Raw genomic sequence first — 23,092 nt, 5'->3', positions numbered from 1 at the left:
TATCTTGGGTGGTGGTGGCGCGGAGGGAGGCGGGCCGCCTGCGGTCAGTGGGCCGCCGGGGCGGCGGCAGGGCCATTGCAGGACGAGGGTGCAGCGGGGTCGGGACGGACACGGTCGGGCAGCCAGGCTTCGCACAGGAAGGCGATGCGCTGGCGTACCAGCATCGTGCGCGTCTGCTCGAAGCTCATCACCCAGGCAGACCCCCACTGGACGCTCGGATGCTCGCCTTCGGGAACCGGGTAAAGGGCTTCGACGTCGCGCTCCACCTGCGCGCTCCAGGAGGACTGCGCGTCGCGCAATCCGCGGGTTGCCTCGGGCGTGCCGTTCCCGGCATAGGTGCGGTCGATCTCGTCGAGGACCGCCTCCAGCCTGTCGTCGGCCCTCGCGTTCTCGACGATCGCACACGCGTTGATGGCCTGCTGGCCACCGTGGGGGTCGCACTGCTCGATCCAGCCCCGGAGTGTGTCGTCGCCCGGCGTCGCATGCGTGGGCGTGCAGGCGAGCGCAAGCAGCAATGGGAGCCCGACGCGGGTCATCCAACCGACCCTTCGAGTGAGACGTCGAGCAGTTTCTTGGCCTCGACCGCGAACTCCATCGGCAGTTCGCGGAAGACGCTCTTGCAGAATCCGTCGACGATCATCGACACCGCGTCTTCCTCGCCGATGCCGCGGCTGCGGCAGTAGAACAGCTGGTCCTCGCTGATCTTCGAGGTGGTGGCCTCGTGCTCGACGGTGGCCGTCGGATGCTTGACCTCGATGTAAGGGAAGGTATGCGCGCCGCACTTCTTGCCGATCAGCAGGCTGTCGCACTGGGTGTGGTTGCGCGCGCCCTCTGCCTTCGGACCCACCTTGACCAGGCCGCGATACGTGTTCTGTCCACGGCCGGCACTGATGCCCTTGCTGACGATCTTGCTCTTCGTGCGCGCACCGACGTGGATCATCTTGGTGCCGGTATCCGCCTGCTGGCGATGGTGGGTCAGGGCGACCGAATGGAACTCGCCCACCGAGTCGTCGCCGAGCAACACGCAGGACGGGTACTTCCAGGTGATCGCCGAGCCGGTCTCGACCTGGGTCCAGGTCACTTTGCTGCGCGCACCGCGGCATTCCGCGCGCTTGGTCACGAAGTTGTAGATGCCGCCGCGGCCCTGTTCGTCGCCCGGGTACCAGTTCTGCACGGTCGAGTACTTGATCTCGGCCTCCTCGAGCGCGACCAGCTCCACGACGGCCGCGTGCAGCTGGTTCTCGTCGCGCATCGGCGCCGTGCAGCCTTCGAGGTAGGAGACGTAGGCCTTGTCCTCGCAGACGATCAGGGTGCGCTCGAACTGGCCGGTGTGGCCGGCATTGATGCGGAAGTAGGTGCTCAGCTCCATCGGGCAGCGCACGCCCTTGGGGATGAACACGAAGCTGCCGTCGGAGAACACCGCCGAATTGAGCGCGGCGAAGAAGTTGTCGCCTGTCGGCACCACCGAGCCGAGGTAGCGCCGCACGAGGTCCGGGTGCTCGGCGATCGCCTCGGACATCGAGCAGAAGATCACGCCCTTCTCGGCGAGCTCCTTGCGGTAGGTCGTGCCGACCGAGACCGAGTCGAACACCGCGTCCACCGCGACGCCGGCCAGTTTGGCGCGCTCGTGCAGCGGCACGCCCAGCTTCTCGTAGGTGTCCAGCAGTTCCTGCGGGACCTCGTCCAGGGACTTGTACTTCGGGCCCTTCGGCGCGCTGTAGTAGCTCAGCGCCTGGAAATCGATCGCCGCGATCTGCAGCTTGGCCCAGTCCGGCATCGGCATGGTCAGCCAGTGCCGGTAGGCCTCGAGTCGCCACTCGGTCATCCATTCCGGCTCGTTCTTCCTGGCCGAAAGCGCGCGGATGGTGTCTTCGTCCAGCCCGGGCGGGAGGCTGTCGGACTCGATGTCGGTGACGAAGCCGGCGTCGTAGCTGCGGCCCAGCCGCGCGTGGATGTCGCGGTTGGCTTCGGGCAGGGTGTCGTCCGCCACGGGGGCTTCGGAGATGTCGGTGGCCATGGGGCTGCCTACTGTCTATGCGTTGGCGAGGCGCAGGTCGATGCGCCTCGGGTCGGGTGGGGCCGCCGGTGCCGGCGGGGCCAGCATCTGCGCGAGGGTGACGCTGCGCAGGGCCGCGACCACCACGTCGTTGATGTGCCGCCAGTTGGCGCGTACGCCGCACTGGTCCTCGATGGTGCAGGCGCCGCCGTGCAGGCTGCACTCGGTCATGCCGAGGGGCCCTTCCATGGCTTCCACGATCTCGATCAGGCCGATCGCGTCGGCGTCGCGGGCCAGCCGGTAGCCGCCGTTGGCACCGCGGAAGCCTTCGACCAGGCCGCCCTGGGCCAGCGGCTTGAGGACCTTTGCCACGGTCGGCGCTTCCAGGCCGGCACGCTCGGCCAGCTCCGACGCGCTGAGCACGTCGCCGGGTCGGCTGGCGAGGACGGTCAGGACGACCGTCGCGTAGTCGGTGAGCTTGGTGACGCGGAGCATGGGGGTTCATCCAATCCGTACCGGAATTGTACGGATTTGGGCCGGCCGCTCCAAGCCGTCCCGGGGCGGACGTTCAGCCCGCGGGTGTCCCGTTCAGGGTGCGCCGGCGGCAGCCGGCGGCGGGCCGTCGGGCAGGACCAGTTCGAAATAGGGGCGCGGCGCGTCCACGCCCGGCGGGATGAAGGCCGGAGCGGGCTCGCCGGCCGGACCCAGGGACTTCACGAAACGGAAGATCGCCACCCGGTCCTCCTCGTGCATGGTCCGGAGGATGAAGTCCGGCATGATCGGGCGGGTCCGCAGGCTGGCGGTGTAGGCCAGCCATTCGGCTTCCTCCATGCCGTCGATGCGCAGGCGCAGGTTGGTCGCGTAGGTGGTGCCCCACGGTCCGCGGTAGCCCAAGGGGGAACCGGTCAGCCAGCGCGCGGTGTCGACCTCGCCGCCGGCCTCGGCATAGCCGGCGGTATGGCAGTCGTTGCAGCCGGCGATGCGGACGAGGTATTCGCCGCGGGCGATGATGTCCTCCGGCGCGGCAGCGGCAGGCACAGGATGCGCGTCGGGTGGCGCGGTGGCCACGTCCGGCGTCGGGGCGGGTTGGCAGGCAGCGATGAAGACGGCGCTGGCGAATAGGGCGATGCCCCGGCTGGCGTGCATGGTGCTGATCTCGGTTGAGGGGTTTCCGGACAACGTCCCCGCGTGCCCCGGTCGGCCATGCGGTTTCCCGATGTCATCGTTTACGGGTCAGAATGGGCCGAAGCCAACCCGGGAACCCACATGCCCAGCAAGATCGTCGCGCGCCAGTCCGAGATCCACGGAAACGGCGTGTTCGCCACCCAGGCCATCCGCAAGGGCGAGCGTGTCGTCCAGTACAAGGGAACCCTGAAGACCCACGCCGAGGTCGATGCCGGCGACACCGGCGACGTCGATTCCGGCCATACCTTCCTGTTCACGCTCAACGACACCTACGTGATTGACGCGAACGAGCGGGGCAACATCGCGCGCTGGATCAACCACAGCTGCAAGCCGAACTGCGAGGCCTTGCTGCACGAGGACGAGGGCGGGGACCCGACGAAAGACCGGGTGTTCATCGAGGCGATCCGCGACATCGAGCCCGGCGAGGAGCTGTCCTACAACTACGGGATCACCCTGGCCGAGAAGCACACGAAGGCACTGAAGGCGGTCTGGGCCTGCCGCTGCGGCGCGAAGAAGTGCACCGGCACGATGCTGCAGCCGAAAAAGGACAAGAAGAAAGCCGGCAAGAAAAAGAAGAAGTAGGGGGCCCGCGTACGAAGGGTCAATGGTCCCGTCACGGGACCCGCGTGATACTGCCCGGGTCGTCGCAACGGCGGCGCGCTCGCCATCCGCCTACCCCACGGGCGGGGCACGGGATCCGAGGAGTCACGCATGGCATCGATTGAAGGCAAGGTCGCGCTGGTCACCGGCGCGGCGAGCGGCATCGGCAAGGAGATCGCACACGAGCTGGCGCGCGCAGGGGCGGCGGTGGTGATCGCGGACCTCAACCTCGAGGGCGCGCGCGAGGTGGCAGCGAGCATCGAAGGGAGCGGCGGGCGTGCCTTTGCCGTCGCGATGGACGTCACCGACGAGGCCGCCGTCAATGACGGCGTGGCCCGCGCGGTGGAAGCGCTGGGCGCGATCGACATCCTCGTCTCGAATGCCGGCATCCAGATCGTGAATCCGATCGAGCAGTACGCCTTCTCCGACTGGAAGAAGATGCTGGCCATCCACCTCGATGGCGCCTTCCTGACCACCCGTGCGGTGCTGCCGCACATGTACGCGGCCGGCGACGACGGCAAGGCGCGCGGTGGCACGGTGATCTACATGGGCTCGGTGCATTCGCACCAGGCGTCCAAGCTCAAGTCCGCGTACGTGACGGCCAAGCATGGCCTGCTCGGCCTGTCGCGCACGCTGGCGAAGGAAGGCGGCGATCGCGGCGTGCGCAGCCACGTGGTGTGTCCCGGCTTCGTGCGTACGCCGCTGGTCGACAAGCAGATCCCGGAGCAGTCGAAGGAGCTGGGCATCAGCGAGGAGGAGGTGATCCGCAACGTCATGCTGGGGCAGACCGTGGATGGCATCTTCACGACGGTCGAGGACGTGGCGCAGACCGTGCGTTTCCTGTGCGAGTTCCCCAGTGCGGCGTTGACCGGGCAAAGCCTCATCGTCAGCCACGGCTGGCACATGCAGTAGCCGGACGATGCCGCCCGGACTGGTGCTGCCCGACCGCATCGCCCTCGTCCTGCAGGGCGGCGGCGCGTTGGGCGCCTACCAGGGCGGTGTCTTCCAGGGCCTGCACGAGGCCGGCGTGGCCCCGGGCTGGCTGGCGGGCATCTCGATCGGCGCTTTCAATACGGCGATCATCGCTGGCAACCCGCCCGCGCGACGCGTCGAGGCCTTGCGGACCTTCTGGGAGACGATCTCGCAGCCCCATGTCCTGCCGGCGACGACGCTGGGGCAGGAAGCGCGCCTGGATGGAATGGGCGAGGACGCCCGCGCGTGGCTGGACAGCTGGGAGGCCTGGCGCGCCCTGGTCGAGGGCCAGCGCGGGTTCTACCATCCGCGTGCCTGGTTCACGGGCCTGCCGGGGAGCAACCCGTTCGAGCCTGGTGGCCCGGCGACCGCGAGCTGGTACGACACCGCGCCGATGATCGGCACCCTTGAGCGCCTGGTCGACTTCGACCGGCTCAACGACGGCGGCATCCGCGTGTCGGTGGGGGCGGTCAACGTCGCCACCGGCAACCTCGAGTACTTCGACAACACCCGGATGCGCCTGGACGCACGGCACATCCTCGCGTCCGGCGCACTGCCGCCGGCGTTTCCCGCCGTGGAGATCGACGGCCAGTTCTACTGGGACGGCGGGCTGGTGTCGAACACGCCGCTGTCGCACGTCCTCTCCAACGCGCGGCGAGACGACACGCTGGTGTTCCAGGTCGACCTGTGGAGCGCGCGGGGCGACCTGCCGAAGAACCTGCTCGACGTGGCGGAGCGGCAGAAGGAAATCCAGTACTCGAGCCGCACGCGCATGGTCACGACCATGCAGCGGATCGACCAGCACTACCGGCGGCTGCTGCGCGAACTGCTCGAGGCGCTCCCGGCAGGTGAGCGCGAGTCAAATCCCTGGGCGCGCCATGCCGCTGACCTGGCCTGCGGCAACCGCATCTCGGTGATCCATCTGATCTACCGCGAGCGCGCCCGCATCGGGCACTTCAAGGACTACCAGTTCGGTCGCGTCGCCCTGCGCGAGCACTGGCGGTCGGGCCTGGTCGACGTGAACCGGGCACTCGCGCACCCCGACTGGCTGCGGCTGCCCACCGGCGAGGACACCTTCGTGACCCACGATGCGTCTGCCGTGGAAGACACCGGCGAGGGCGCCGGGGCGTAGGGTCGACTGCACCGATGCGCGCGGGTGGCAAAGGGTTGCCATGACTTGTGCCCCTCGGGTGCCCCGGAGGCCTGGGCTATCCTGCGCGCCCTCGACCCGTCGCGATCCCTGCCATGCGCCTGCGTTCCCTGCTGCTCCTGTCAGCCCTCTGGGCCGGCCCCACTGGCGCCGTCGAGATCGACGGGCGGGTGGGCGCCGACGAGTGGCGCGAAGCCCGGCATGTCCAGGCCTTCGTCCAGACCCAGCCGCTGACGCAGGCACCCGCAACGCTGCCGACGGAAGCCTGGGTGATGGCCACCCCGGAGGGGCTGGCGGTGGCCTTCCGCAACGTCCAGCCCCGCGACGTGGAGTGGACCCGGCAGAAGGTGCAGCGCGACTTCAGCGAGCAGGTCGACCGCGTGAACCTGATGGTGGACTTCGATGGCGACGGGCGGACCGGCTACAACTTCACCGTGGCCTCCACGGGCGGCGTCGCCGACGCGGTGATCACCAACGAGCGTGAGTTCAACGACGACTGGGATGGTCGCTGGTCCCATGCGGTGCATGAGGAGGGCGATGCCTGGACGGTCGAGATGCTGATCCCCTGGTATATCGCGCCGATGCGCAGCGGCAGCGACGGCACGCGCCGGATCACCTTGCAGCTGGACCGGGTGGTCGGTTCCACCGGTGAGCGCGTCGCCTGGCCGGGGGCGAGCTTCGAGCGCCCGCGCTACCTGTCCGATTTCGCGCCGATCGACATCCCGGTCTATAGCCAGTCACTGCTGGCCATCACGCCCTATGTGTCCGGCCTGCATGACCTGGTCGGCAACGCGAGCGACCTGGAAGGTGGCGTCGACCTGTTCTGGAAGCCGAACGGGCAGTTCCAGCTCACCGCCACGCTGAACCCGGACTTCGGCCAGGTGGAAAGCGACGACCTCGTGATCAATTTCAGCGCGACCGAGACCTTCGTCAGCGACAAGCGTCCGTTCTTCACCGAGAACCAGGGCATCTTCGGCTTCACCACGCCTTCGGACTACAGCCAGCTGCTCTACACCCGCCGCGTCGGCGGTCCCGCGGACGATGGCGACGGGGCCGGCGACATCGACGCCGCGGTGAAGCTCAACGGCAGCTTCGGGGCGGCGAAGTACGGCGTGTTCCTGGCCGACGAGTCCGGAGATGCCGGCCGTACCTTCGGCGCGCTGCGGCTGGTGCGCGACTTCGACAACCAGAACCTGGGCGCGATGCTGACGCGGGTGGAACGGCCGTTCCTGGACCGGGAGGCGACCGTGCTCGGCGTCGACCACAACTGGCGTCCGACGGAGCGGGTCAGTGTCGAATCGCGACTCATCGGCAGTGACATCGACATGGCCGGCGAGGAGAGCCGCGACTCCGGCGCGACCGTCTTCGTGAACTTCGAGATGGACGATGCGTGGCGGCAGCAGTGGCTGGCGATGCATTTCGGCGACGCGCTGCAGCTCAACGATTTCGGCTACCTGTCGCGGAACGACCTGAACTACGCGCACTGGCAGGTCCAGCGGCGGTTCGCGGACCAGCCGGCCGGCTCACGCTTCCAGTCCACTGACTGGCGCGCGCGGATCAGCGGGACCGACAACGACCACGGCCTGCGCCTGCAGCGCCAGTTCCGGCTCAGCCGCGAGGGTCGCCTGCGCGACGGCAGCTTCGAGTATGCGCAGGTGAACATCAATGGCGGCGGGTTCGAGGATCGCCTGACCCGCGGCAACGGCGCATTGGCCGTGCCGGGCAACTTCAATGCGTACTACGAGTACGATCGGCCCCGCCAGGGCAACTGGGCATGGGAGATGTCGGCGGAAGCCTTCAGTGGCGGCCTGGAGGGCAACGATGCCGTCGGCGTTGCCGCGGAGTTCGAGCCGACCTACTTCTTCAGCGATGCCCTGAGCGCCAGCGTTGGCATCGAATACCTGCAGCGTCCGGACTGGCTGGTGTGGCAAAGGGACAACCTGATCGGAAGCTTCGAACAGCGCAGCGCCGGCCTGTCCGCGGGCCTGGAGTGGCTGGTGGACGAGCGCCAGGAGCTGCGGGTGAAGCTGCAGGCGATCGGCCTCGACGCGGACCTGCGCCAGGCCTACCGGGTCGCCGCCAACGGCCAGGCGGTGGCCAGCAGCGATCCGGTGGATGACTTCAGCGTGCGCACGCTGGGCTTCCAGGTCCGCTATCGCTATGAGCTGGCGCCGCTGTCCTACCTGTACATCGTGTACGGACGAGGAGGGTACGAAGGCCAGCCCTTCTCCGAGGCACCGTTCGACCTGGTGGAGGACAGTTTCCGGCTGCGCGACGACGAGCAGCTGCTGGTCAAGCTGTCCTACCGCTTCGAGATCTAGCCCGGCGGCGCCCAGGCCTCGGGCACGAGGATCTCGAACAATCCGTCGCGGCGGGTCCGGCGGTTGAGCTTCAGCAAGGCCTTGTCGCGGCTCAGCAGCCAGCGCGCGCCGCTGGCATGGGCAAGTTCCAGGAATTTCTGGTCGTCGGGGTCACTGCAGCGTGGCAGCATGCCGTCCGGCGACGCGCTTGCCTCGACCAGGACCGCGTGGACGTCGTACGCATCCATCAGGGCGTGCTGGCGCACGGTGGGCAGCGCCAGCACGGGATAGTCCAGAACGCGGCGCCACTCCTCGCGGCAGGCGCTATCCGTGACCGCGACCACGCCCCCCTGCCGCAGCGCAATCGCCAGCGTGCCGATGCGGGGATCCGCGAAAACAAGCAGGTCCAGCCATGCGTTGGTGTCGAGGACGATGCGGGGTGGCGTGTCGGGCATGGCGACAAGGCTAGCAGCCGCCACGCCCGCGCGAGACCCGCGTCGGATCAGTCCTCGTCCGGGTGCGGCTTCCAGGCCGCCACGAGTTTCTGCTGCACCTGCGGAGGGACCGGCTCGTAGTGGCTGAAATCAAGCGCGTAGCGACCGCGCCCGGCCGTCGTCGACTTGAGCTCGGCGGCGTAGCCTTCCAGTTCCGAGAGGGGCACCTGCGCACGGACCACGATCTCGCCGCCCTTGAGCGTGTCGGTGCCGTTGATGCGCGCACGCTTGGACGCCAGCCCACCGCTGATGTCGCCCATGTGCTGTTCGGGCGCGACGACCTCCAGGTCGACGATCGGTTCCAGCACCTGCGGGCGCGCCCTGGCCACCGCGTCCAGGAAGGCCTTGCGGCCGGCAGCGACGAAGGCGACCTCCTTGCTGTCGACCGCGTGGTGCTTGCCGTCGTGCACGACCACGCGGATGTCCTGCATGGGATAGCCGGCCAGCGCCCCGCCGCGCAGCACCTCGCGCACGCCTTTCTCGACTGCGGGCAGGAACTGCCCGGGGATGGTGCCGCCCTTGATCTCGTCGACGAACTCGAAGCCACCGCCGCGGGGCAACGGTTCCACCCTCAGGAACACCTCGCCGAACTGCCCGGCGCCACCGGTCTGCTTCTTGTGGCGATGGTGGCCCTCGGCGCGGCCACCGATGGTCTCGCGGTACGCGATGCGAGGCGGCCGGGTGGTGACTTCGACCCCGTGGCGGTCCTTCAGTCGGTCGATGTTGATGCGCAGGTGGAGGTCGGAAAGTCCACGCACCACCGTTTCGTTGGTCTCCTCCTCGTGTTCGACGGTGAAGCAGGGGTCCTCCTCGGCAAGCTTCTGCAGTGCCGTGGCCAGCTTCTGTTCCTGGCCCTTGCGGGTCGCTTCGACGGCCAGGCCGAACATCGGCTTGGGGAAATCGATCGCGGCCAGGTGGATGTGGTCGTCCTCGTGGCTGTCGTGGAGCACCGCGTCGAAGTGGAGGTCGTCGACCTTGGCCACCGCGACGATGTCACCGGGCACGGCCTGGTCGACCTCCACGTGTTCCTTGCCCTTGAGCTTGAACAGATGGCCGACCTTGAACGGCTTGCGGCCATCGTCGATGAACAGCTGGCTGTCGCGCTTCACGGTGCCCTGGTAGACCCGGAACGCCGCGAGCTTGCCGACGAAGGGGTCGTTGACCACCTTGAACACGTCGGCGATCACGTGCGCGTCGGGGTCGGGCCGGGCGTCGATGGGCGTGGCGCCGGCCCCGTTGCGCTTCTCGAAGGGCGGCGGATTGGCCTCGCCGGGATGGGGCAGCAGGTGTTCCGTGACGTCCAGGAGCTCCGGCACACCGACCCCGCTGCGCGCCGAGCAGAACACCACCGGCACCAGGTGGCCTTCGCGCAGGCACTGCTCGAAGGCGTCGTGGAGCTCCTGCCCGGAGAGACCGCCCTCGCCGAGGTCGAGGTAGTGCTCCATCACTGTCTCGTTGACCTCGACCACCTGGTCGATGATGCGCTGGTGCCAGTCGGCGACGGGACCGAGGTCGCTCTCGCCTGCGCTGGTACCGAAGCAGTTGACGACCCGGCTGCCGCCGTCGGCCGGCAGGTTCAGCGGAAGGCAGACCGGTCCGAATGCTTCCCGCAGATCCTCGAGCACGCGCCCGGGGTCGGCGCCGTCCTGGTCGATCTTGTTGATCACGATGGCGCGGCACAGGCCACGCGAGCGCGCGTGCTCCATCATCCTCCGGGTGCCGTACTCGACGCCGCGGTCCGCGTCGACCACAAGCAGCACGGTCTCCACCGCCGCCAGCGAGGCCAGTGCGGGACCTCGGAAATCCGGATACCCGGGGGTGTCGATGAGGTTAACGTGGATGCCGCCGTGGTCGGTGCTGGCGATCGCCGCGTCGAGGGAGTGGCCACGGGACTTCTCCATCGGGTCGAAATCGGACACGGTGCTGCCGCGCTCGATGCTGCCTGCCGTCTGGATGGTGCCGCCGGCGTGCAGCAGGGCTTCGAACAGGGTGGTCTTGCCGGCGGCGGGGTGGCCTGCCAGGGCCACGTTGCGGATGCTTTCGGTGGAGTGCTGCATGACGTCGTACCTCCCAAGGGATGGCAAGGGAAGTCCGGCCGGGCGGCCGGGCTTTCGCGGACGGGGCCGCGTGCATCGTCATGGCTGTCCGCGTGGGAAGCGCTTCCGTCCGAGGGCGAGGGGCGCTCGGCGGGCGGTCATGGCGGGGATCCGGCCGGGGCCGGACGCCTAGGCTCGCGCCGTCCGCGGGGCGGGTCAAGTCCCGTGGACGGACATAACGCAACCCTCACGAAGCCCTCGCGGGGGCGTGCCACCATGGCGCGATCCCCCACCCGAGACAGGAGACTCCCGATGGCTTTCAAACGGTATGCGGACGCGGTCTGGCAGGGTGACCTGCAGGCCGGAAAGGGCACCATGAGTACCCCCCAGAGTGGCCTGTTCGACGCGCAGAACTATTCCTTCAAGACCCGCTTCGGCGACGAGAAGGGCACCAATCCTGAAGAGCTGCTGGCGGCCGCACACGCGGGCTGTTTCAGCATGGCGCTGTCGGCGGTCCTGGGCAAGGAAGGCCACGTGCCCGACCGGATCGCGACCCGCGCCGAGGTCGAGATGGAACCCGGTGCCGACCCCGGCCCGACCGTGACCGGCGTCCGCCTCGTGGTCGAGGCGAGCATCCCGGGCATCGACGATGCCGCCTTCCAGGCCATCGCGGAGGCCGCGAAGGCCGGTTGCGTGATCTCGCGCGCGCTGGCCGTGTCCGTGACGCTGTCGGCGACGCTCAAGGACTGACGGTCGCGCGGTACCTCAGTCCCAGTCGAGGGTGCCGCGGACGATATCGCGGACCTGGCCCCCCGACCAGACGTCGCCGTCGTGGTCGATGCGCAGGTGAAGGCGGGCGTCGTACCCCACTTCGCGGCCCTGGCTGGCCACGTACTCGAGGCGCCCGCCGGGGACGGCATCGTTGTGCCTGAGCCAGGCCGCCAGCGTCGCGTTTGCGGCGCCCGACGCGGCATCCTCGAAGCGCGGGCCGGCGCCGACGAGGGCCCGGACCGCGAGGTCATGGCCCTGGCCCGCGTCTGCCCGGGCGAACGCGCACAGCCCCATGCTGCCGGTCGACCCGGCAAGTGCGGCGACCGCGTCCCAGTCGGGTTGCAGGCCGCGCAGGGCAGCTTCGCTGGCGAGTTCCGCCACCCACCAGCGTCGCCCGCCGTCCATCAGTGCCGGCGGCAAGGGGCCCACCGGTGCCCCGGCCAGGATCGGGATGATCCGCGCGTCACCGGGATCCGCCACTTCGACCACGCGGGCGCGCGGCACGCGCACGGCGATGGTGCGTCCAGGACCTTCCCCGCGGACCGCCAACGGCAACACCCCGGTTTCGCCCTGTTGCCAGAGCAGGCCGTCCACCGGGGCCGCAAGGCCCAGTTCCAGCACCGCGTGGGCGGTGCCGATGCTCGGGTGCCCGGCGAACGGCACTTCGCGTTCGGGACTGAACATGCGCACCCGGTAGCTGGCCCCCTCCACGGTCGGCGGGAACAGGAAGGTCGTTTCCGGTCGCCGGGTCCAGCGGGCGATCGCCTGCATGCGGGACGCGTCGAGGCCGTCCGTATCCGGGATGACCACCAGTGGGTTACCCGCGCCGGGCCGGTCGGCGAACACGTCCATTTCCAGATAGCGGCGGGCCATATGACGGCGGGGCATGTCGAAAGGGTGTCCTGTGGCAGTGCGGGCGGGGGAGTTCGACTAGAATCGCGGGTCGGGATCGACGGTGGAAACGCAGGTCCCGGGTGGATTCCTGCCGGGCGCGACCCGAGACGGGAATTCTAGGCGGTACCGGCACGGGATGCCGGGCCGATTCCCCATGTCGATATAACCTCAGAGGCGCAGTGGTGGCAGAAGGACAGCGTTGGGTCGTACTCAAGTTCGGCGGAACCTCGGTTTCACGCCGCAACCGTTGGGACACCATCGGACGCCTGGCCGCCAAACGCATGGCCGAGGACGAAGCGCGCGTGCTGGTCGTCGTCTCGGCGCTGTCGGGCGTGACCAACGAACTCACGGCGATCTGCGCGGGTGACGGCATCCCGGCGCGGATCGAGGCGCTGGTGGAACGCCACCGCGCGTTCTGCGCGGAGCTCGAACTGGACGCGGATGGCGTGTTGGGCGAACGTTTCGCCGCGCTTCGCGCGCTGGGGAAGGACGTGCGTGCCGGTGCGCTCGCGCTCGACTGGCAGGCCGAAGTGCTGGCCCAGGGTGAGTTGTTGTCCTCCACGCTGGGCGCGGCCTACCTCCGCAGCCAGGGCCATGATTTCGGCTGGTGCGATGCCCGCGACTGGCTCGACGCGGTGTCGCTGCCGAATGCCAGCGAGTGGTCGCAGCGGCTTTCGGTCAACTGCCAGCGCGAGGCCGACGCGGCTTTCGTCGAACGCTTCAGCGCGCAGCCGACGGCGATGCTGATCACCCAGGGTTTCATCGCCCGCCATCGTGACGGCCGCACGGCGGTGCTCGGACGCGGGGGGTCGGATACGTCCGCGGCCTACTTTGGCGGCCTGCTGAAGGCGAAGCGCGTCGAGATCTGGACCGACGTGCCCGGCATGTTCAGCGCCAATCCGCGCGACGTGCCCGATGCACGCCTGCTGACGCGCCTCGACTACGCGGAAGCGCAGGAAATCGCCACCACCGGCGCCAAGGTCCTGCACCCGCGCTCATTGGGGCCCTGCCGCCATGCCGGCGTGCCGATGGCCATCCTCGACACCGAGCGCCCCGAGCTGCCGGGCACGCGCATCGATGCCCTGGCCGACGTCATCCCCGGCGTCAAGGCGATCAGCCGCCGCAACGGCATCGTGCTGGTGTCGATGGAAAGCGTGGGGATGTGGCAGTCGGTGGGTTTCCTGTCCGACATCTTCGAGCGCTTCAAGCGCCATGGCCTCTCCGTCGACCTGATCGGTACGTCTGAGACCAACGTCACCGTGTCGCTGGACCCCAGCGAGAACCTCGTCAGCACGAACGTGCTCGAGGAGCTTTCGGCCGACCTGGAGGAGATCTGCCGGGTGCGGATCATCCTGCCCTGCGCAGCGATCACGCTGGTCGGGCGCGGTATCCGCTCGTTGCTGCACAAGCTGTCCGGTGTGTGGGCGACCTTCGGCAAGGAGCGCGTGCACCTGATCTCGCAGTCCTCCAACGACCTCAACCTGACGTTCGTGCTGGACGAGGCCGATGCCGACGGCATGCTTCCGCTGCTGCACGCGGACCTGATCGACAGTGGCGCGATGCCGGTGCACGAGGCCCAGGTGTTCGGCCCGCGCTGGCGCGAGATCGAGGGCCAGTTGCGGCCCAAGCCGACGCCCTGGTGGCCGGCGGAGCGCGAGCGGCTGCTGGCGTTGGCCGGAGCGGGTACGCCGCGCTACGTGTACCACCTGCCGACCGTGCGCGAGCGTGCGCGGCAGTTGGCGGGAATCACGGCGGTGGACCGGCGCTACTACGCCATCAAGGCCAATTCGCACCCCGCGGTGCTGCGGACCCTGGTGGAGGAGGGTTTCGGGCTGGAATGCGTGTCGCTGGGTGAACTGCGCCGCGTGTTCGAAGTCCTGCCCGACCTGCCGCCCTCGCGCGTCCTGTTCACCCCCAGCTTCGCGCCAAGCGATGAGTACGCGGCGGCGCTGGCGCTCGGCGTCACCGTCACGCTGGACAATGTCGAGGCCCTGCAGCGCTGGCCCGGTGTGTTCCGCGGCCACAACCTGTGGTTGCGCATCGACCTCGGCCATGGCGACGGGCATCACGAGAAGGTCACCACCGGCGGCAAGAAGTCCAAGTTCGGCCTGGCCGCGGCGCGTGTGGACGAGTTCGTCGACGCCGCGCGCGCGCTGGACGTGCGCATCACCGGCGTCCATGCGCATCTCGGCAGCGGCGTGGAAACGCGCGCGCACTGGCGCCAGATGTACGACGAACTCGCCGGTTTCGCCCGCCGCATCGGCACCGTGCAGGTGCTGGACATCGGCGGCGGCCTGCCCATCCCCTACGGCCAGGACGACGAGCCGTTCGACCTGGACGACTGGGCCGAAGGGCTGGCCGAGATCAAGGCGGTCCACCCGGCCTTCGAGCTGGCGATCGAACCCGGCCGCTTCCTGGTGGCAGAGGCCGGCGTCCTGCTTGCCAGCACCACGCAGGTGGTGGAGAAGGACGGCGTGCACCGTGTCGGCCTCGACACCGGCATGAACGCGCTGATCCGGCCCGCGCTCTATGACGCATGGCACGAGATCAAGAACCTTCAACGCCTGGACGAAGCCGCCGACGGCGCATTCGACGTCGTGGGGCCGATCTGCGAGTCGAGCGATGTGTTCGGCCATCGCGTGCGCCTGCCGTCGACGACCACGCCCGGCGACTGCGTGCTGATCGCCGATGCCGGTGCCTATGGCTTCACCATGGCCAGCACCTACAACCTGCGGGCCCTGCCGGCCGAGGACGTCATTGAATGAGTGAGTGGAAATTCCAGCGCGACGCGATCGAGGCCTTCCGCTTCGTCCGGTGCTCGCTTGATGAGGCGAGCGGCACCGCCCGTCTCGTCTATGCCTTCGACGATGGCCCGGAGCTGGTCGAGACGGTCACCTTTCCCGGTGCGCCGTTTGCCCTCGACGAGGCCCGCGCGGCGGCCGTTGGCCGCGCCCTGCAATTGCTGCACCTGGTGGCTGGCGTCAGCTACTACAAGGCCGCCGTCCCGCGCAGGATCCGCATCGAGAACGGCGACATCGACGCCGCGACGGCGCGGCTGCTGGAGTCCATCTACATCAACGGACTGGGTGAGTTCGCCTACCGCAACGGGCTGGACGTGCGCGGCCGCATCCGCTTTCCGCATGCAGCGGACGAAGGGAAGATGGCGCCCGCGCTGGGCCTGTCGGCGCATGCCCTGGTCGCCATCGGTGGCGGCAAGGACTCGCTGGTCAGCATCGAGGCGCTGCGGGCGCTCGGCGTCGAGCAGACCGTTACCTGGATCGGCGGATCGCAGTTGATCCGTGCCTGCGCGGCGCATACCGGCCTGCCGACGCTCAACATCGGCCGGGCGCTGGCGCCGGAGCTGTTCGACTACAACCGCCTGGGGGCATGGAACGGCCACATCCCGGTCACCGCGGTGAACTCGGCCATCCTGGTGCTGGCCGCCCTGCTGAAGGGCGTCGACCAGGTGGTCTTCTCCAACGAGCGCTCGGCCAGCTACGGCAGTCTGATCGAGGGCACCGGCGAAGTGAACCACCAGTGGTCGAAGGGCTGGGCCTTCGAGCAGGCCTTTGGCGAGCATGTCGAACGCCACGTGGCCGCTGACCTGCATTACTACTCGTTGCTGCGGCCGTTGAGCGAGCTGGCGGTGGCGCGGCAGTTCGCGCGCACGGACCGTTACGACGCGCACTTCTCCAGCTGCAACCGCAATTTCCACATCCTCGGCGAGCGCCCCGCGAATCGCTGGTGCGGCGTCTGTCCGAAGTGCCACTTCGTATTCCTGGCGCTGGCGCCATTCATGCCCAAGGCGCGGCTGGTCGGCATCTTCGGCCGCAACCTCCTGGACGACACGGGGCAGACGGCGGGTTATGACGCGCTGCTTGAGTATCGCGACCACAAGCCTTTCGAATGCGTGGGCGAGGCCCGCGAGTCGCGCGCGGCGATGGCAGCGCTGGCCACCCGTGCGGAATGGCGCGGCGACGTGCTGGTCCAGCGCTTCGCAGGGGAGATCCAGCCCCAACTGGACATCACGGAGCTTGAGCTGGCCCCGCTGCTCGTGCCGGACGGCGTCCACCGCATTCCGCCAGCACTGGCAGGACGACTGGATGCGCATTTCCGCGCTTGAGGCGATCGCCGCGGCGGGAGGGCGCATCGGCCTGTGGGGCTGGGGCCGTGAAGGGCGCGCAGCCCATTCGGTCCTCCGTGCCCGGCTGCCCGGGGTGCCACTGACCCTGTTCTGCACCGAGGCCGACCGCGCCAGTGCGGTGGCCTTGGGGGACGACGGCCTGATCGTCGACACCCACCCGGATGCCGACGCACTCGCGCGCCATGCGGTCGTGGTGAAGTCGCCCGGCATCAGCCCGTATTCGCCGGAAGCCACCGCGGCGAGGGCGGCCGGCACCCGTTTCGTGGGTGGCACGGGCCTGTGGTTCGCCGAAAAGGCCGGTCCGGATGGGGTTGTGGCCGGCAGTGTCTGCGTCACCGGGACCAAGGGCAAGAGCACGACCACCGCGCTGCTCGCGCACCTGCTGCGCGCGGCCGGGCACCGGACCGCGCTCGCCGGCAACATCGGCCTGCCCCTGCTCGACCTGCTCTCACCCGACCCGCCCCCGGCATGGTGGGCCATCGAACTGTCCAGTTACCAGACGGGCGACGTCGCGGACAGCGGCGGCCGTCCGCAGGTGGCCGTGGTGACGAACGTCCATCCCGAGCACCTGGACTGGCACGGTGGCGAGCAACGCTACGTCGAGGACAAGCTGAAACTGGTCACGCAGGCGCGGCCGCGGATCGCGGTCCTGAACGCCGCCGACCCCCCCCTGGCAGCGCTCGAACTGCCGGGCAGCGAAGTACGCTGGTACGGCCGGGAGGACGGCTGGCACCTGCGTGGCGACGAGGTCTGGCGCGGGGACTCGAGCGTCATCGATACCCGTGGCATGCCGCTGCCGGGGCGCCACAATCGCGGCAACCTGTGCGCGGTGCTGGCGGCGATCGAGGCGCTCGGGCTGGATGCCCTCTCGATGGCGCCGGCTGCCTTCGCATTCGAGCCGCTGCCGCACCGTCTCCAGTCACTGGGTCGCCGGGACGGAATCGAGTACGTGAATGATTCGATCAGCACCACGCCGTACGCCACGCTGGCGGCGCTGGGCTGTTATCGCGGCCGCAAGGTCGCCGTGCTGGTGGGCGGACACGACCGCGGCATTGACTGGTCGGGATTTGCGACGGGGCTGCACGACCGCATGCCAAGGACGGTGGTCACGATGGGGGCCAACGGAGGACGCATCGCCGACCTGCTCGAGTCCGAGGCGCCGCGAGGAGGATTCGAGCTGATCCGGAGCGCCACCTTGCAGGACGCCATGGCAGTGGCCCGCGAGCGTCTCCAGGGCGATGGCGTGATGCTGCTCTCGCCCGGGGCACCGAGCTTCGGGCCTTTCAAGGACTACGTGGACCGGGGGCGCGCCTTCGCACGCGAAGCCGGTTTCGATCCGGACGGGATCAGCGCGATCCCGGGGCTCGGTATCGCCTGACGACGGACCAGGGGCTCAGTGGTCGCGGTTGACCGCGTAGCGCGCAAGGCCGCGGAGGGCAGCGACATGGGGGTTCTCTCCCAGTTCGTCGAGGCAGGCTTCGGCGGCGCCGGCGTAGGCCAGCGCGCGTTTCCGGCTGTAGGCGAGGCTGCCGTGCGCATGGATCGCGGCGAGCACGTCCGGCAGGGCGTCCACGTCGCCATGTTCGATCGCGTGGCGCAGGCGCCGACGCGTGGCCTCGTCGGCCTGCGACATGGCGTGGATCAACGGCAGGGTCGCCTTGCCTTCGGCCAGGTCATCGCCCAGGTTCTTCCCCAGCGTTTCCGCATCCGAGGCGTAGTCCAGCACGTCATCGGCGATCTGGAAGGCGTAGCCCAGGTTGAGGCCGTAGTCGTGGAGCGCATCGCAGGTCGTGTCGTCGGCGCCCGCGACCACGGCACCGAGTCGCGTCGCGGCGGCGAACAGCACCGCGGTCTTGCGCTCGATCACGCGCAGGTAGGCGGCCTCGTCGGTGTCCGGGTTGCGGACATGCAGCAATTGCAGGACCTCGCCCTCGGCGATCTGGTTGGTGGTGTCGGCCAGGATGCGCATGACCGCCATCCGCTCCAGCTCGACCATCAGCTGGAAACTGCGTGAATAGAGGAAATCTCCGACCAGTACGCTTGCGGCATTGCCCCAGACCGCGTTGGCGGTGCGGCGGCCACGGCGGAGGTCCGATTCGTCGACGACGTCATCGTGCAGCAGGGTCGCGGTGTGGATGAATTCGACCACGGCCGCGAGCTGATGGGCATCGGCGCCACGGTGTCCCAGGGCCCCCGCGGCGAGCAGCAGCAGCATCGGACGGAGGCGCTTGCCGCCGGCGCCGACGATGTACTCGGCGACCTGGTTGATGAGCACCACGTCGGACTCGAGCCGACGCCGGATCAGCGCATCCACCGCCGCCATGTCGTCACGGGCAAGGGCCTGGATGGCGGGGAGGTCCGGGAGGCTGGCCTGGGGCTGGGCTGACATGGCACGGGGGGCGGGGAGACCCGCGGATTATACGCGCCGGCGGCCGGCCTGGCCGGGCCCCGTCAGGGAATTCCTACGTCACCACGCGCTCCGGTCGGATGGCAGCAGGCCGGGCGTTATACTCAAATGTCCCGTGCCGGCGGCTGCCGGCGCTTCCCGGACCCACATAGGACGCAATCCATGGCACGTGGCATCAACAAGGTCATCCTGGTCGGCAACCTCGGCAACGATCCCGACATGAAGTACACCCAGGGTGGCATGGCCATCTGCACGCTGAGCGTCGCCACCACCAGCGTGCGCAAGGATCGCGATGGCAACAGCCAGGAACGCACGGAATGGCACCGGGTCAAGCTGTTCGGCAAGCTTGGCGAGATCGCCGGCGAGTACCTGCGGAAGGGGCGCCAGGTCTATATCGAAGGCTCGATCCGCTACGACAAGTTCACCGGGCAGGACGGGCAGGAGCGCTACATCACCGAGATCGTCGCGGACGAGATGCAGATGCTCGGTGGCGGCGAGGGCGGAGGCCGCGGAGGGAACTTCGGTGGTGGCGCGGGAGGCGACCGTCCGTCGCGGCCGGCCCCACGCCAGGATTCCCCGGCCCGTCGGGAAGCGCCACCCGCGAAGTCCAACGACTTCGGTGACGACTTCGCCGACGACGACATTCCGTTCTGAGTCTTCCCCTCGGCTGCGATAGGATTGCAGCCCTCGATTGTTCGTCGGATTCAACAACTGGAGGCCTGAGTGCCCACTTGGCTCGTGACCGGCGGTGCCGGCTTCATCGGCGGCAATTTCGTGCTGGCCGCGGTTTCGCGGGGCATCCGCGTCGTCAATCTGGACGCGCTGACCTATGCCGGCAACCTGGATACGCTCGCCTCCCTTGAGGGCAATCCAGAGCATGTGTTCATCAAGGGCGACATCGGCGACCGGTCGCTCGTCGCACGCCTGCTTGCGGAGCACCGGCCCGATGCGGTGGTGAACTTCGCCGCCGAGAGCCATGTCGATCGATCCATCGACGGACCGGGCGCCTTCGTGCAGACCAATGTCGTGGGCACGCTGAATCTGCTCGAGTGCGCGCGGGATTACTGGAAGGCGCAGGATGATGCCGGACGCGAGGCGTTCCGCTTCCTGCACGTGTCCACGGACGAGGTCTACGGCTCGCTGGGCGAGACCGGTGCGTTCACCGAGACCACTGCTTACGCGCCGAACTCCCCGTATTCCGCCTCGAAGGCGGCATCCGACCATCTGGTCCGGGCGTTCCACCATACCTACGGGTTGCCGGTGCTGACCACCAACTGCTCCAACAACTACGGCCCTTACCAGTTCCCCGAGAAGCTGATCCCGCTGGTGATCGCCAAGGCGTTGGCGGGCGAGCCGATCCCCGTCTATGGCGATGGCCTGAACGTTCGCGACTGGCTGTACGTGCAGGACCACTGCGACGCGATCGCCTGCGTGCTGGAGAAGGGCCGGGTCGGCGAGACCTACAACGTCGGCGGCAATGCGGAGCGCGACAACCTCACGGTCGTCCGCATGCTCTGCGCCCGCCTGGATGAGCGCGAGCCTCTTGCTGACGGGCGGAGGCGCGAGGAGCTCATCACCTTCGTCAAGGACCGGCCCGGCCACGACAGGCGCTATGCGATCGACGCCAGCAAACTTCGCGACGAACTGGGCTGGGAGCCCAGCCTCGGCTTCGAGGAGGGCATGGCACGCACGGTGGACTGGTACCTGGGGCACCAGCCCTGGGTGCAGCGCGTGCTGGATGGCAGCTATCGCCTCGAACGCATCGGCCAGGCTTGAGGGAGGTCGTCCAGATGGCACGCAAGGGCATCATCCTCGCGGGCGGCTCGGGTACGCGCCTGTATCCGATCACCCAGGCGATCAGCAAGCAGCTGTTGCCGGTCTATGACAAGCCGATGATCTACTACCCGCTCAGCGTCTTGATGCTGGCGGGGATCCGCGACGTCCTGATCATCAACACGCCCCACGAGCAGGGGCTGTTCCAGAACCTGCTGGGCGACGGCAGCCAATGGGGCATGAACCTCGAATACGCGGTCCAGCCCAGTCCCGACGGGCTGGCGCAGGCGTTCCTGATCGGTCGCGAGTTCCTCGGGGGGGCGCCGAGTTGCCTGGTGCTCGGCGACAATATCTTCCACGGCCCCGGGCTCACTTCGATGCTGAAGCGGGCCGATGCGCGCGCCGAGGGCGCCACCGTGTTCGGCTACTGGGTGCGCGATCCGGAGCGCTATGGCGTTGCCGAGTTCGATGGCGATGGACGCGTGGTCAGTCTGGAGGAGAAGCCGGCGCAGCCGCGATCGAACTATGCGGTGACCGGCCTCTATTTCTATGACGCGCGCGCAAGCGACATCGCCGCGGAACTCACGCCGTCCCCGCGCGGCGAACTGGAGATCACCGATCTCAACAAGCGCTACCTCGAAGAAGGATCGTTGCACCTCGAACAGCTGGGCCGCGGTTACGCCTGGCTGGACACCGGCACCCATCAGTCCCTGCTGGAAGCCAGCAACTACATCGAGACGATCGAAGCGCGCCAGGGCCTGCGTGTCTGCTGTCCGGAGGAGATCGCCTGGAACAACGGCTGGATCGATGACGCCCAACTGGAGGCGCTGGCACGACCGCTGGCCAAGAACGGCTACGGCGAATACCTGCTGGGCCTGGCGAAGCGGGGGTTCGTGCCATGAAGGTGATCGAAACCGGGCTGCCCGGCTGCATCGTGATCGAGCCCCAGGTATTCGGCGATGACCGCGGGTTCTTCTTCGAGTCGTTCAACCTGGACAAGCTTGCGGATCATGGCCTGCAACCCGCATTCGTGCAGGGCAACGTCTCCTCGTCCACCCAGGGCGTGTTGCGCGGGCTGCATTACCAGTGGCCGAAGCCGCAGGGCAAGTACGTCTCGGTCGTCGAAGGTGAGGTCTGGGACGTGGCGGTGGATATTCGTCGCGGGTCGCCGCACTTCGGACAGTGGACCGCCGTCCACCTGAGCGCTGAGAACAAGCGCCATTTCTGGATCCCGGAAGGTTTCGCGCACGGGTTCGTCACCCTGAGCGAACGCGCCGTGTTCACGTATCTGTGCACCGCCACCTACGACCGCGACGCGGACGCCGGCATCCGCTGGAATGACCCGGGCCTGGCGATCGATTGGCCGGTTTCGTCCCCAGTGCTGTCCGAGAAGGACGGGCGCGCGCCGTTCCTTGACGAGGTGTCCGGCGAACGCTTGCCGGTTTACCTGCCATGAAATGCCTGCTGGTAGGCGGGAACGGCCAGGTGGGGCATGAGCTGCGGCGCAGCCTGGCACCGCTGGGGGAGCTGCTGGTCACCACCCGGGATGGCGACCTGGGCAACGGCCTGCGGGGCGAAGCGCTCGACCTGAGCCGCACCGGGGACATCGCACCGCTGGTCGAGCGCGTGGCGCCGGATATCGTCGTCAACGCGGCCGCGTACACCGCGGTGGACCGGGCCGAGCAGGAGCGCGAACTCGCCTTCCGCGTCAACGCCGAGGCGCCTTCGGCGCTGGCGGCTGCCTGCGCGAACGCCGGCATCCCACTGGTTCACTATTCAACCGACTACGTGTTCAACGGTCGCGGGACGCGTCCGTACCGCGAGGACGACCCCACGGATCCCCTGGGCGTGTACGGGCAGAGCAAGCGGGCTGGCGAAGAAGCGATCCAGTCTGCCGGCGGCGACCACCTGATCCTGCGTACCGCATGGGTGTATGCCGCGCATGGACACAATTTCATGCGCACGATGCTCAAGTTGGCTGCCGATCGCGATCGGCTCCGGGTGGTGGACGACCAGGTCGGCAGCCCCACGCCGGCCGCTTGGATTGCCGATGCCACTGCCCGGTTGCTCTCGCGAGCGGCCATGCCGCGAGGGATCGTCCATCTCACCACCGCGGGGGCCACGAGCTGGCACGGTTTCGCGGAGGCGATCTTCGAAGAAGGCGTCCGGCGTGGCGCGATCGCGCGCAGGCCACACGTGACGCCCATCCCCACGGCAGACTACCCCACGCCGGCCGCGCGCCCGGCCTATTCCGTGCTGGACACGGCATTGCTGGCCTCACACGGCATCGAGCCACCGGAATGGCGGGCCGCGCTCCCGGACACCCTCGAGCAGGCCATGCGCTGAACGGAACCGGATCGTGCGTTCCGG

21 protein-coding genes are annotated in these 23,092 nt (G+C 68.6%); 13 read left to right on the top strand and 8 right to left on the bottom strand.

Annotation, left to right across the window (positions count from 1 at the left end; genetic code table 11):
- Nucleotides 1–44: 44 nt before the first annotated feature.
- The 4 genes from H4F99_RS06315 to H4F99_RS06300 form a co-directional block, all read right to left on the bottom strand.
- The gene (locus H4F99_RS06315) at nt 45–536 is read right to left on the bottom strand and encodes a lysozyme inhibitor LprI family protein (protein WP_182668886.1); all 492 of its coding nucleotides are present in this window, start codon (nt 534–536) and stop codon (nt 45–47) included.
- Nucleotides 533–2,017 carry a Fe-S cluster assembly protein SufB gene (sufB, locus tag H4F99_RS06310; RefSeq protein ID WP_246371413.1) on the bottom strand — a complete coding sequence of 495 codons (1,485 nt, stop codon included), beginning with the start codon at nt 2,015–2,017 and terminating at the stop codon, nt 533–535. Before sufB ends, H4F99_RS06315 begins: the two co-directional genes overlap by 4 nt.
- Nucleotides 2,018–2,032: 15 nt before the next feature.
- The gene (locus tag H4F99_RS06305) at nt 2,033–2,491 is read right to left on the bottom strand and encodes an SUF system Fe-S cluster assembly regulator (protein WP_182668885.1); all 459 of its coding nucleotides are present in this window, start codon (nt 2,489–2,491) and stop codon (nt 2,033–2,035) included.
- 93 nt (nt 2,492–2,584) lie between these two features.
- The gene (locus H4F99_RS06300; RefSeq protein WP_182668884.1) at nt 2,585–3,142 is read right to left on the bottom strand and encodes a cytochrome C; all 558 of its coding nucleotides are present in this window, start codon (nt 3,140–3,142) and stop codon (nt 2,585–2,587) included.
- 120 nt (nt 3,143–3,262) lie between these two features.
- Here H4F99_RS06300 and H4F99_RS06295 point away from each other — a divergent pair, with 120 nt between their 5' ends.
- The 4 genes from H4F99_RS06295 to H4F99_RS06280 all read left to right on the top strand — a co-directional run bounded on the left by H4F99_RS06295 (nt 3,263) and on the right by H4F99_RS06280 (nt 8,224).
- Nucleotides 3,263–3,763, top strand: coding sequence for an SET domain-containing protein (locus H4F99_RS06295; protein ID WP_182668883.1), 501 nt, complete (start codon nt 3,263–3,265; stop codon nt 3,761–3,763).
- 129 nt (nt 3,764–3,892) lie between these two features.
- On the top strand, nt 3,893–4,693 hold the full coding sequence (locus H4F99_RS06290) for a 3-hydroxybutyrate dehydrogenase (RefSeq protein WP_182668882.1): 801 nt from the start codon (nt 3,893–3,895) through the stop codon (nt 4,691–4,693).
- 7 nt (nt 4,694–4,700) lie between these two features.
- The gene (locus tag H4F99_RS06285) at nt 4,701–5,885 is read left to right on the top strand and encodes a DUF3734 domain-containing protein (RefSeq protein ID WP_182668881.1); all 1,185 of its coding nucleotides are present in this window, start codon (nt 4,701–4,703) and stop codon (nt 5,883–5,885) included.
- 113 nt (nt 5,886–5,998) lie between these two features.
- A complete protein-coding gene (locus H4F99_RS06280; protein WP_182668880.1) occupies nt 5,999–8,224 on the top strand; it encodes a DUF5916 domain-containing protein in 2,226 nt (741 codons plus the stop codon).
- Here the strand turns inward: H4F99_RS06280 and H4F99_RS06275 are convergent.
- Both H4F99_RS06275 and fusA read right to left on the bottom strand, forming a co-directional pair.
- Nucleotides 8,221–8,658, bottom strand: a complete 438-nt coding sequence (locus H4F99_RS06275) for a putative toxin-antitoxin system toxin component, PIN family (protein ID WP_182668879.1) — start codon at nt 8,656–8,658, stop codon at nt 8,221–8,223. The genes H4F99_RS06280 and H4F99_RS06275 overlap by 4 nt on opposite strands.
- Nucleotides 8,659–8,705: 47 nt before the next feature.
- On the bottom strand, nt 8,706–10,754 hold the full coding sequence (gene fusA, locus H4F99_RS06270; RefSeq protein ID WP_182668878.1) for an elongation factor G: 2,049 nt from the start codon (nt 10,752–10,754) through the stop codon (nt 8,706–8,708).
- A 291-nt stretch (nt 10,755–11,045) separates the two neighbouring features.
- On the opposite strand from fusA, the gene H4F99_RS06265 reads away from it, so the two are divergent.
- Complete coding sequence (locus tag H4F99_RS06265; protein WP_182668877.1) at nt 11,046–11,483, top strand: OsmC family protein; 438 nt, start codon at nt 11,046–11,048, stop codon at nt 11,481–11,483.
- Nucleotides 11,484–11,498: 15 nt separating this feature from the next.
- Here H4F99_RS06265 and H4F99_RS06260 read toward each other — a convergent pair whose 3' ends face one another.
- Complete coding sequence (locus H4F99_RS06260) at nt 11,499–12,392, bottom strand: PhzF family phenazine biosynthesis protein (protein WP_246371411.1); 894 nt, start codon at nt 12,390–12,392, stop codon at nt 11,499–11,501.
- A 188-nt stretch (nt 12,393–12,580) separates the two neighbouring features.
- On the opposite strand from H4F99_RS06260, the gene H4F99_RS06255 reads away from it, so the two are divergent.
- From H4F99_RS06255 to murD, 3 genes are read left to right on the top strand one after another with little or no spacing between them, the layout of a single operon-like run.
- A complete protein-coding gene (locus tag H4F99_RS06255; RefSeq protein ID WP_343064154.1) occupies nt 12,581–15,163 on the top strand; it encodes a bifunctional aspartate kinase/diaminopimelate decarboxylase in 2,583 nt (860 codons plus the stop codon).
- Complete coding sequence (gene murL / locus H4F99_RS06250; protein WP_182668875.1) at nt 15,160–16,521, top strand: UDP-N-acetyl-alpha-D-muramoyl-L-alanyl-L-glutamate epimerase; 1,362 nt, start codon at nt 15,160–15,162, stop codon at nt 16,519–16,521. The genes H4F99_RS06255 and murL overlap by 4 nt, the downstream gene beginning before the upstream one ends.
- Nucleotides 16,502–17,920 carry a UDP-N-acetylmuramoyl-L-alanine--D-glutamate ligase gene (gene murD, locus H4F99_RS06245; RefSeq protein WP_182668874.1) on the top strand — a complete coding sequence of 473 codons (1,419 nt, stop codon included), beginning with the start codon at nt 16,502–16,504 and terminating at the stop codon, nt 17,918–17,920. The genes murL and murD overlap by 20 nt, the downstream gene beginning before the upstream one ends.
- Nucleotides 17,921–17,935: 15 nt before the next feature.
- Here murD and H4F99_RS06240 read toward each other — a convergent pair whose 3' ends face one another.
- Nucleotides 17,936–18,931 carry a polyprenyl synthetase family protein gene (locus tag H4F99_RS06240; RefSeq protein ID WP_182668873.1) on the bottom strand — a complete coding sequence of 332 codons (996 nt, stop codon included), beginning with the start codon at nt 18,929–18,931 and terminating at the stop codon, nt 17,936–17,938.
- A 180-nt stretch (nt 18,932–19,111) separates the two neighbouring features.
- On the opposite strand from H4F99_RS06240, the gene ssb reads away from it, so the two are divergent.
- The 5 genes from ssb to rfbD all read left to right on the top strand — a co-directional run bounded on the left by ssb (nt 19,112) and on the right by rfbD (nt 23,068).
- Nucleotides 19,112–19,603 carry a single-stranded DNA-binding protein gene (gene ssb, locus H4F99_RS06235; RefSeq protein ID WP_182668872.1) on the top strand — a complete coding sequence of 164 codons (492 nt, stop codon included), beginning with the start codon at nt 19,112–19,114 and terminating at the stop codon, nt 19,601–19,603.
- A 69-nt stretch (nt 19,604–19,672) separates the two neighbouring features.
- Nucleotides 19,673–20,725: a dTDP-glucose 4,6-dehydratase gene (rfbB, locus tag H4F99_RS06230; protein ID WP_182668871.1), complete on the top strand. Its 1,053-nt coding sequence runs from the start codon at nt 19,673–19,675 to the stop codon at nt 20,723–20,725.
- A gap of 14 nt (nt 20,726–20,739) precedes the next feature.
- The gene (gene rfbA, locus H4F99_RS06225; RefSeq protein WP_182668870.1) at nt 20,740–21,624 is read left to right on the top strand and encodes a glucose-1-phosphate thymidylyltransferase RfbA; all 885 of its coding nucleotides are present in this window, start codon (nt 20,740–20,742) and stop codon (nt 21,622–21,624) included.
- Nucleotides 21,621–22,178, top strand: a complete 558-nt coding sequence (gene rfbC / locus H4F99_RS06220) for a dTDP-4-dehydrorhamnose 3,5-epimerase (RefSeq protein WP_182668869.1) — start codon at nt 21,621–21,623, stop codon at nt 22,176–22,178. Before rfbA ends, rfbC begins: the two co-directional genes overlap by 4 nt.
- Nucleotides 22,175–23,068, top strand: coding sequence for a dTDP-4-dehydrorhamnose reductase (gene rfbD / locus H4F99_RS06215; protein WP_182668868.1), 894 nt, complete (start codon nt 22,175–22,177; stop codon nt 23,066–23,068). The genes rfbC and rfbD overlap by 4 nt, the downstream gene beginning before the upstream one ends.
- Nucleotides 23,069–23,092 lie beyond the last annotated feature (24 nt).

It is taken from the genome of Marilutibacter penaei (assembly GCF_014145395.1).
Classification (GTDB): domain Bacteria; phylum Pseudomonadota; class Gammaproteobacteria; order Xanthomonadales; family Xanthomonadaceae; genus Marilutibacter; species Marilutibacter penaei.
Note: the sequence above shows the minus strand (reverse complement) of the source record. Positions and strands in the feature narration are given on the sequence as shown.

Bases quoted from the DNA above. Each gene is read 5' to 3' on its own strand.
- H4F99_RS06315 (WP_182668886.1), bottom strand. From the start codon at position 536: ATGACCCGCGTCGGGCTCCCATTGCTGCTTGCGCTCGCCTGCACGCCC.
- sufB (WP_246371413.1), bottom strand. From the start codon at position 2,017: ATGGCCACCGACATCTCCGAAGCCCCCGTGGCGGACGACACCCTGCCC.
- H4F99_RS06305 (WP_182668885.1), bottom strand. From the start codon at position 2,491: ATGCTCCGCGTCACCAAGCTCACCGACTACGCGACGGTCGTCCTGACC.
- H4F99_RS06300 (WP_182668884.1), bottom strand. From the start codon at position 3,142: ATGCACGCCAGCCGGGGCATCGCCCTATTCGCCAGCGCCGTCTTCATC.
- H4F99_RS06295 (WP_182668883.1), top strand. From the start codon at position 3,263: ATGCCCAGCAAGATCGTCGCGCGCCAGTCCGAGATCCACGGAAACGGC.
- H4F99_RS06290 (WP_182668882.1), top strand. From the start codon at position 3,893: ATGGCATCGATTGAAGGCAAGGTCGCGCTGGTCACCGGCGCGGCGAGC.
- H4F99_RS06285 (WP_182668881.1), top strand. From the start codon at position 4,701: ATGCCGCCCGGACTGGTGCTGCCCGACCGCATCGCCCTCGTCCTGCAG.
- H4F99_RS06280 (WP_182668880.1), top strand. From the start codon at position 5,999: ATGCGCCTGCGTTCCCTGCTGCTCCTGTCAGCCCTCTGGGCCGGCCCC.
- H4F99_RS06275 (WP_182668879.1), bottom strand. From the start codon at position 8,658: ATGCCCGACACGCCACCCCGCATCGTCCTCGACACCAACGCATGGCTG.
- fusA (WP_182668878.1), bottom strand. From the start codon at position 10,754: ATGCAGCACTCCACCGAAAGCATCCGCAACGTGGCCCTGGCAGGCCAC.
- H4F99_RS06265 (WP_182668877.1), top strand. From the start codon at position 11,046: ATGGCTTTCAAACGGTATGCGGACGCGGTCTGGCAGGGTGACCTGCAG.
- H4F99_RS06260 (WP_246371411.1), bottom strand. From the start codon at position 12,392: ATGCCCCGCCGTCATATGGCCCGCCGCTATCTGGAAATGGACGTGTTC.
- murL (WP_182668875.1), top strand. From the start codon at position 15,160: ATGAGTGAGTGGAAATTCCAGCGCGACGCGATCGAGGCCTTCCGCTTC.
- murD (WP_182668874.1), top strand. From the start codon at position 16,502: ATGCGCATTTCCGCGCTTGAGGCGATCGCCGCGGCGGGAGGGCGCATC.
- H4F99_RS06240 (WP_182668873.1), bottom strand. From the start codon at position 18,931: ATGTCAGCCCAGCCCCAGGCCAGCCTCCCGGACCTCCCCGCCATCCAG.
- ssb (WP_182668872.1), top strand. From the start codon at position 19,112: ATGGCACGTGGCATCAACAAGGTCATCCTGGTCGGCAACCTCGGCAAC.
- rfbA (WP_182668870.1), top strand. From the start codon at position 20,740: ATGGCACGCAAGGGCATCATCCTCGCGGGCGGCTCGGGTACGCGCCTG.
- rfbC (WP_182668869.1), top strand. From the start codon at position 21,621: ATGAAGGTGATCGAAACCGGGCTGCCCGGCTGCATCGTGATCGAGCCC.
- rfbD (WP_182668868.1), top strand. From the start codon at position 22,175: ATGAAATGCCTGCTGGTAGGCGGGAACGGCCAGGTGGGGCATGAGCTG.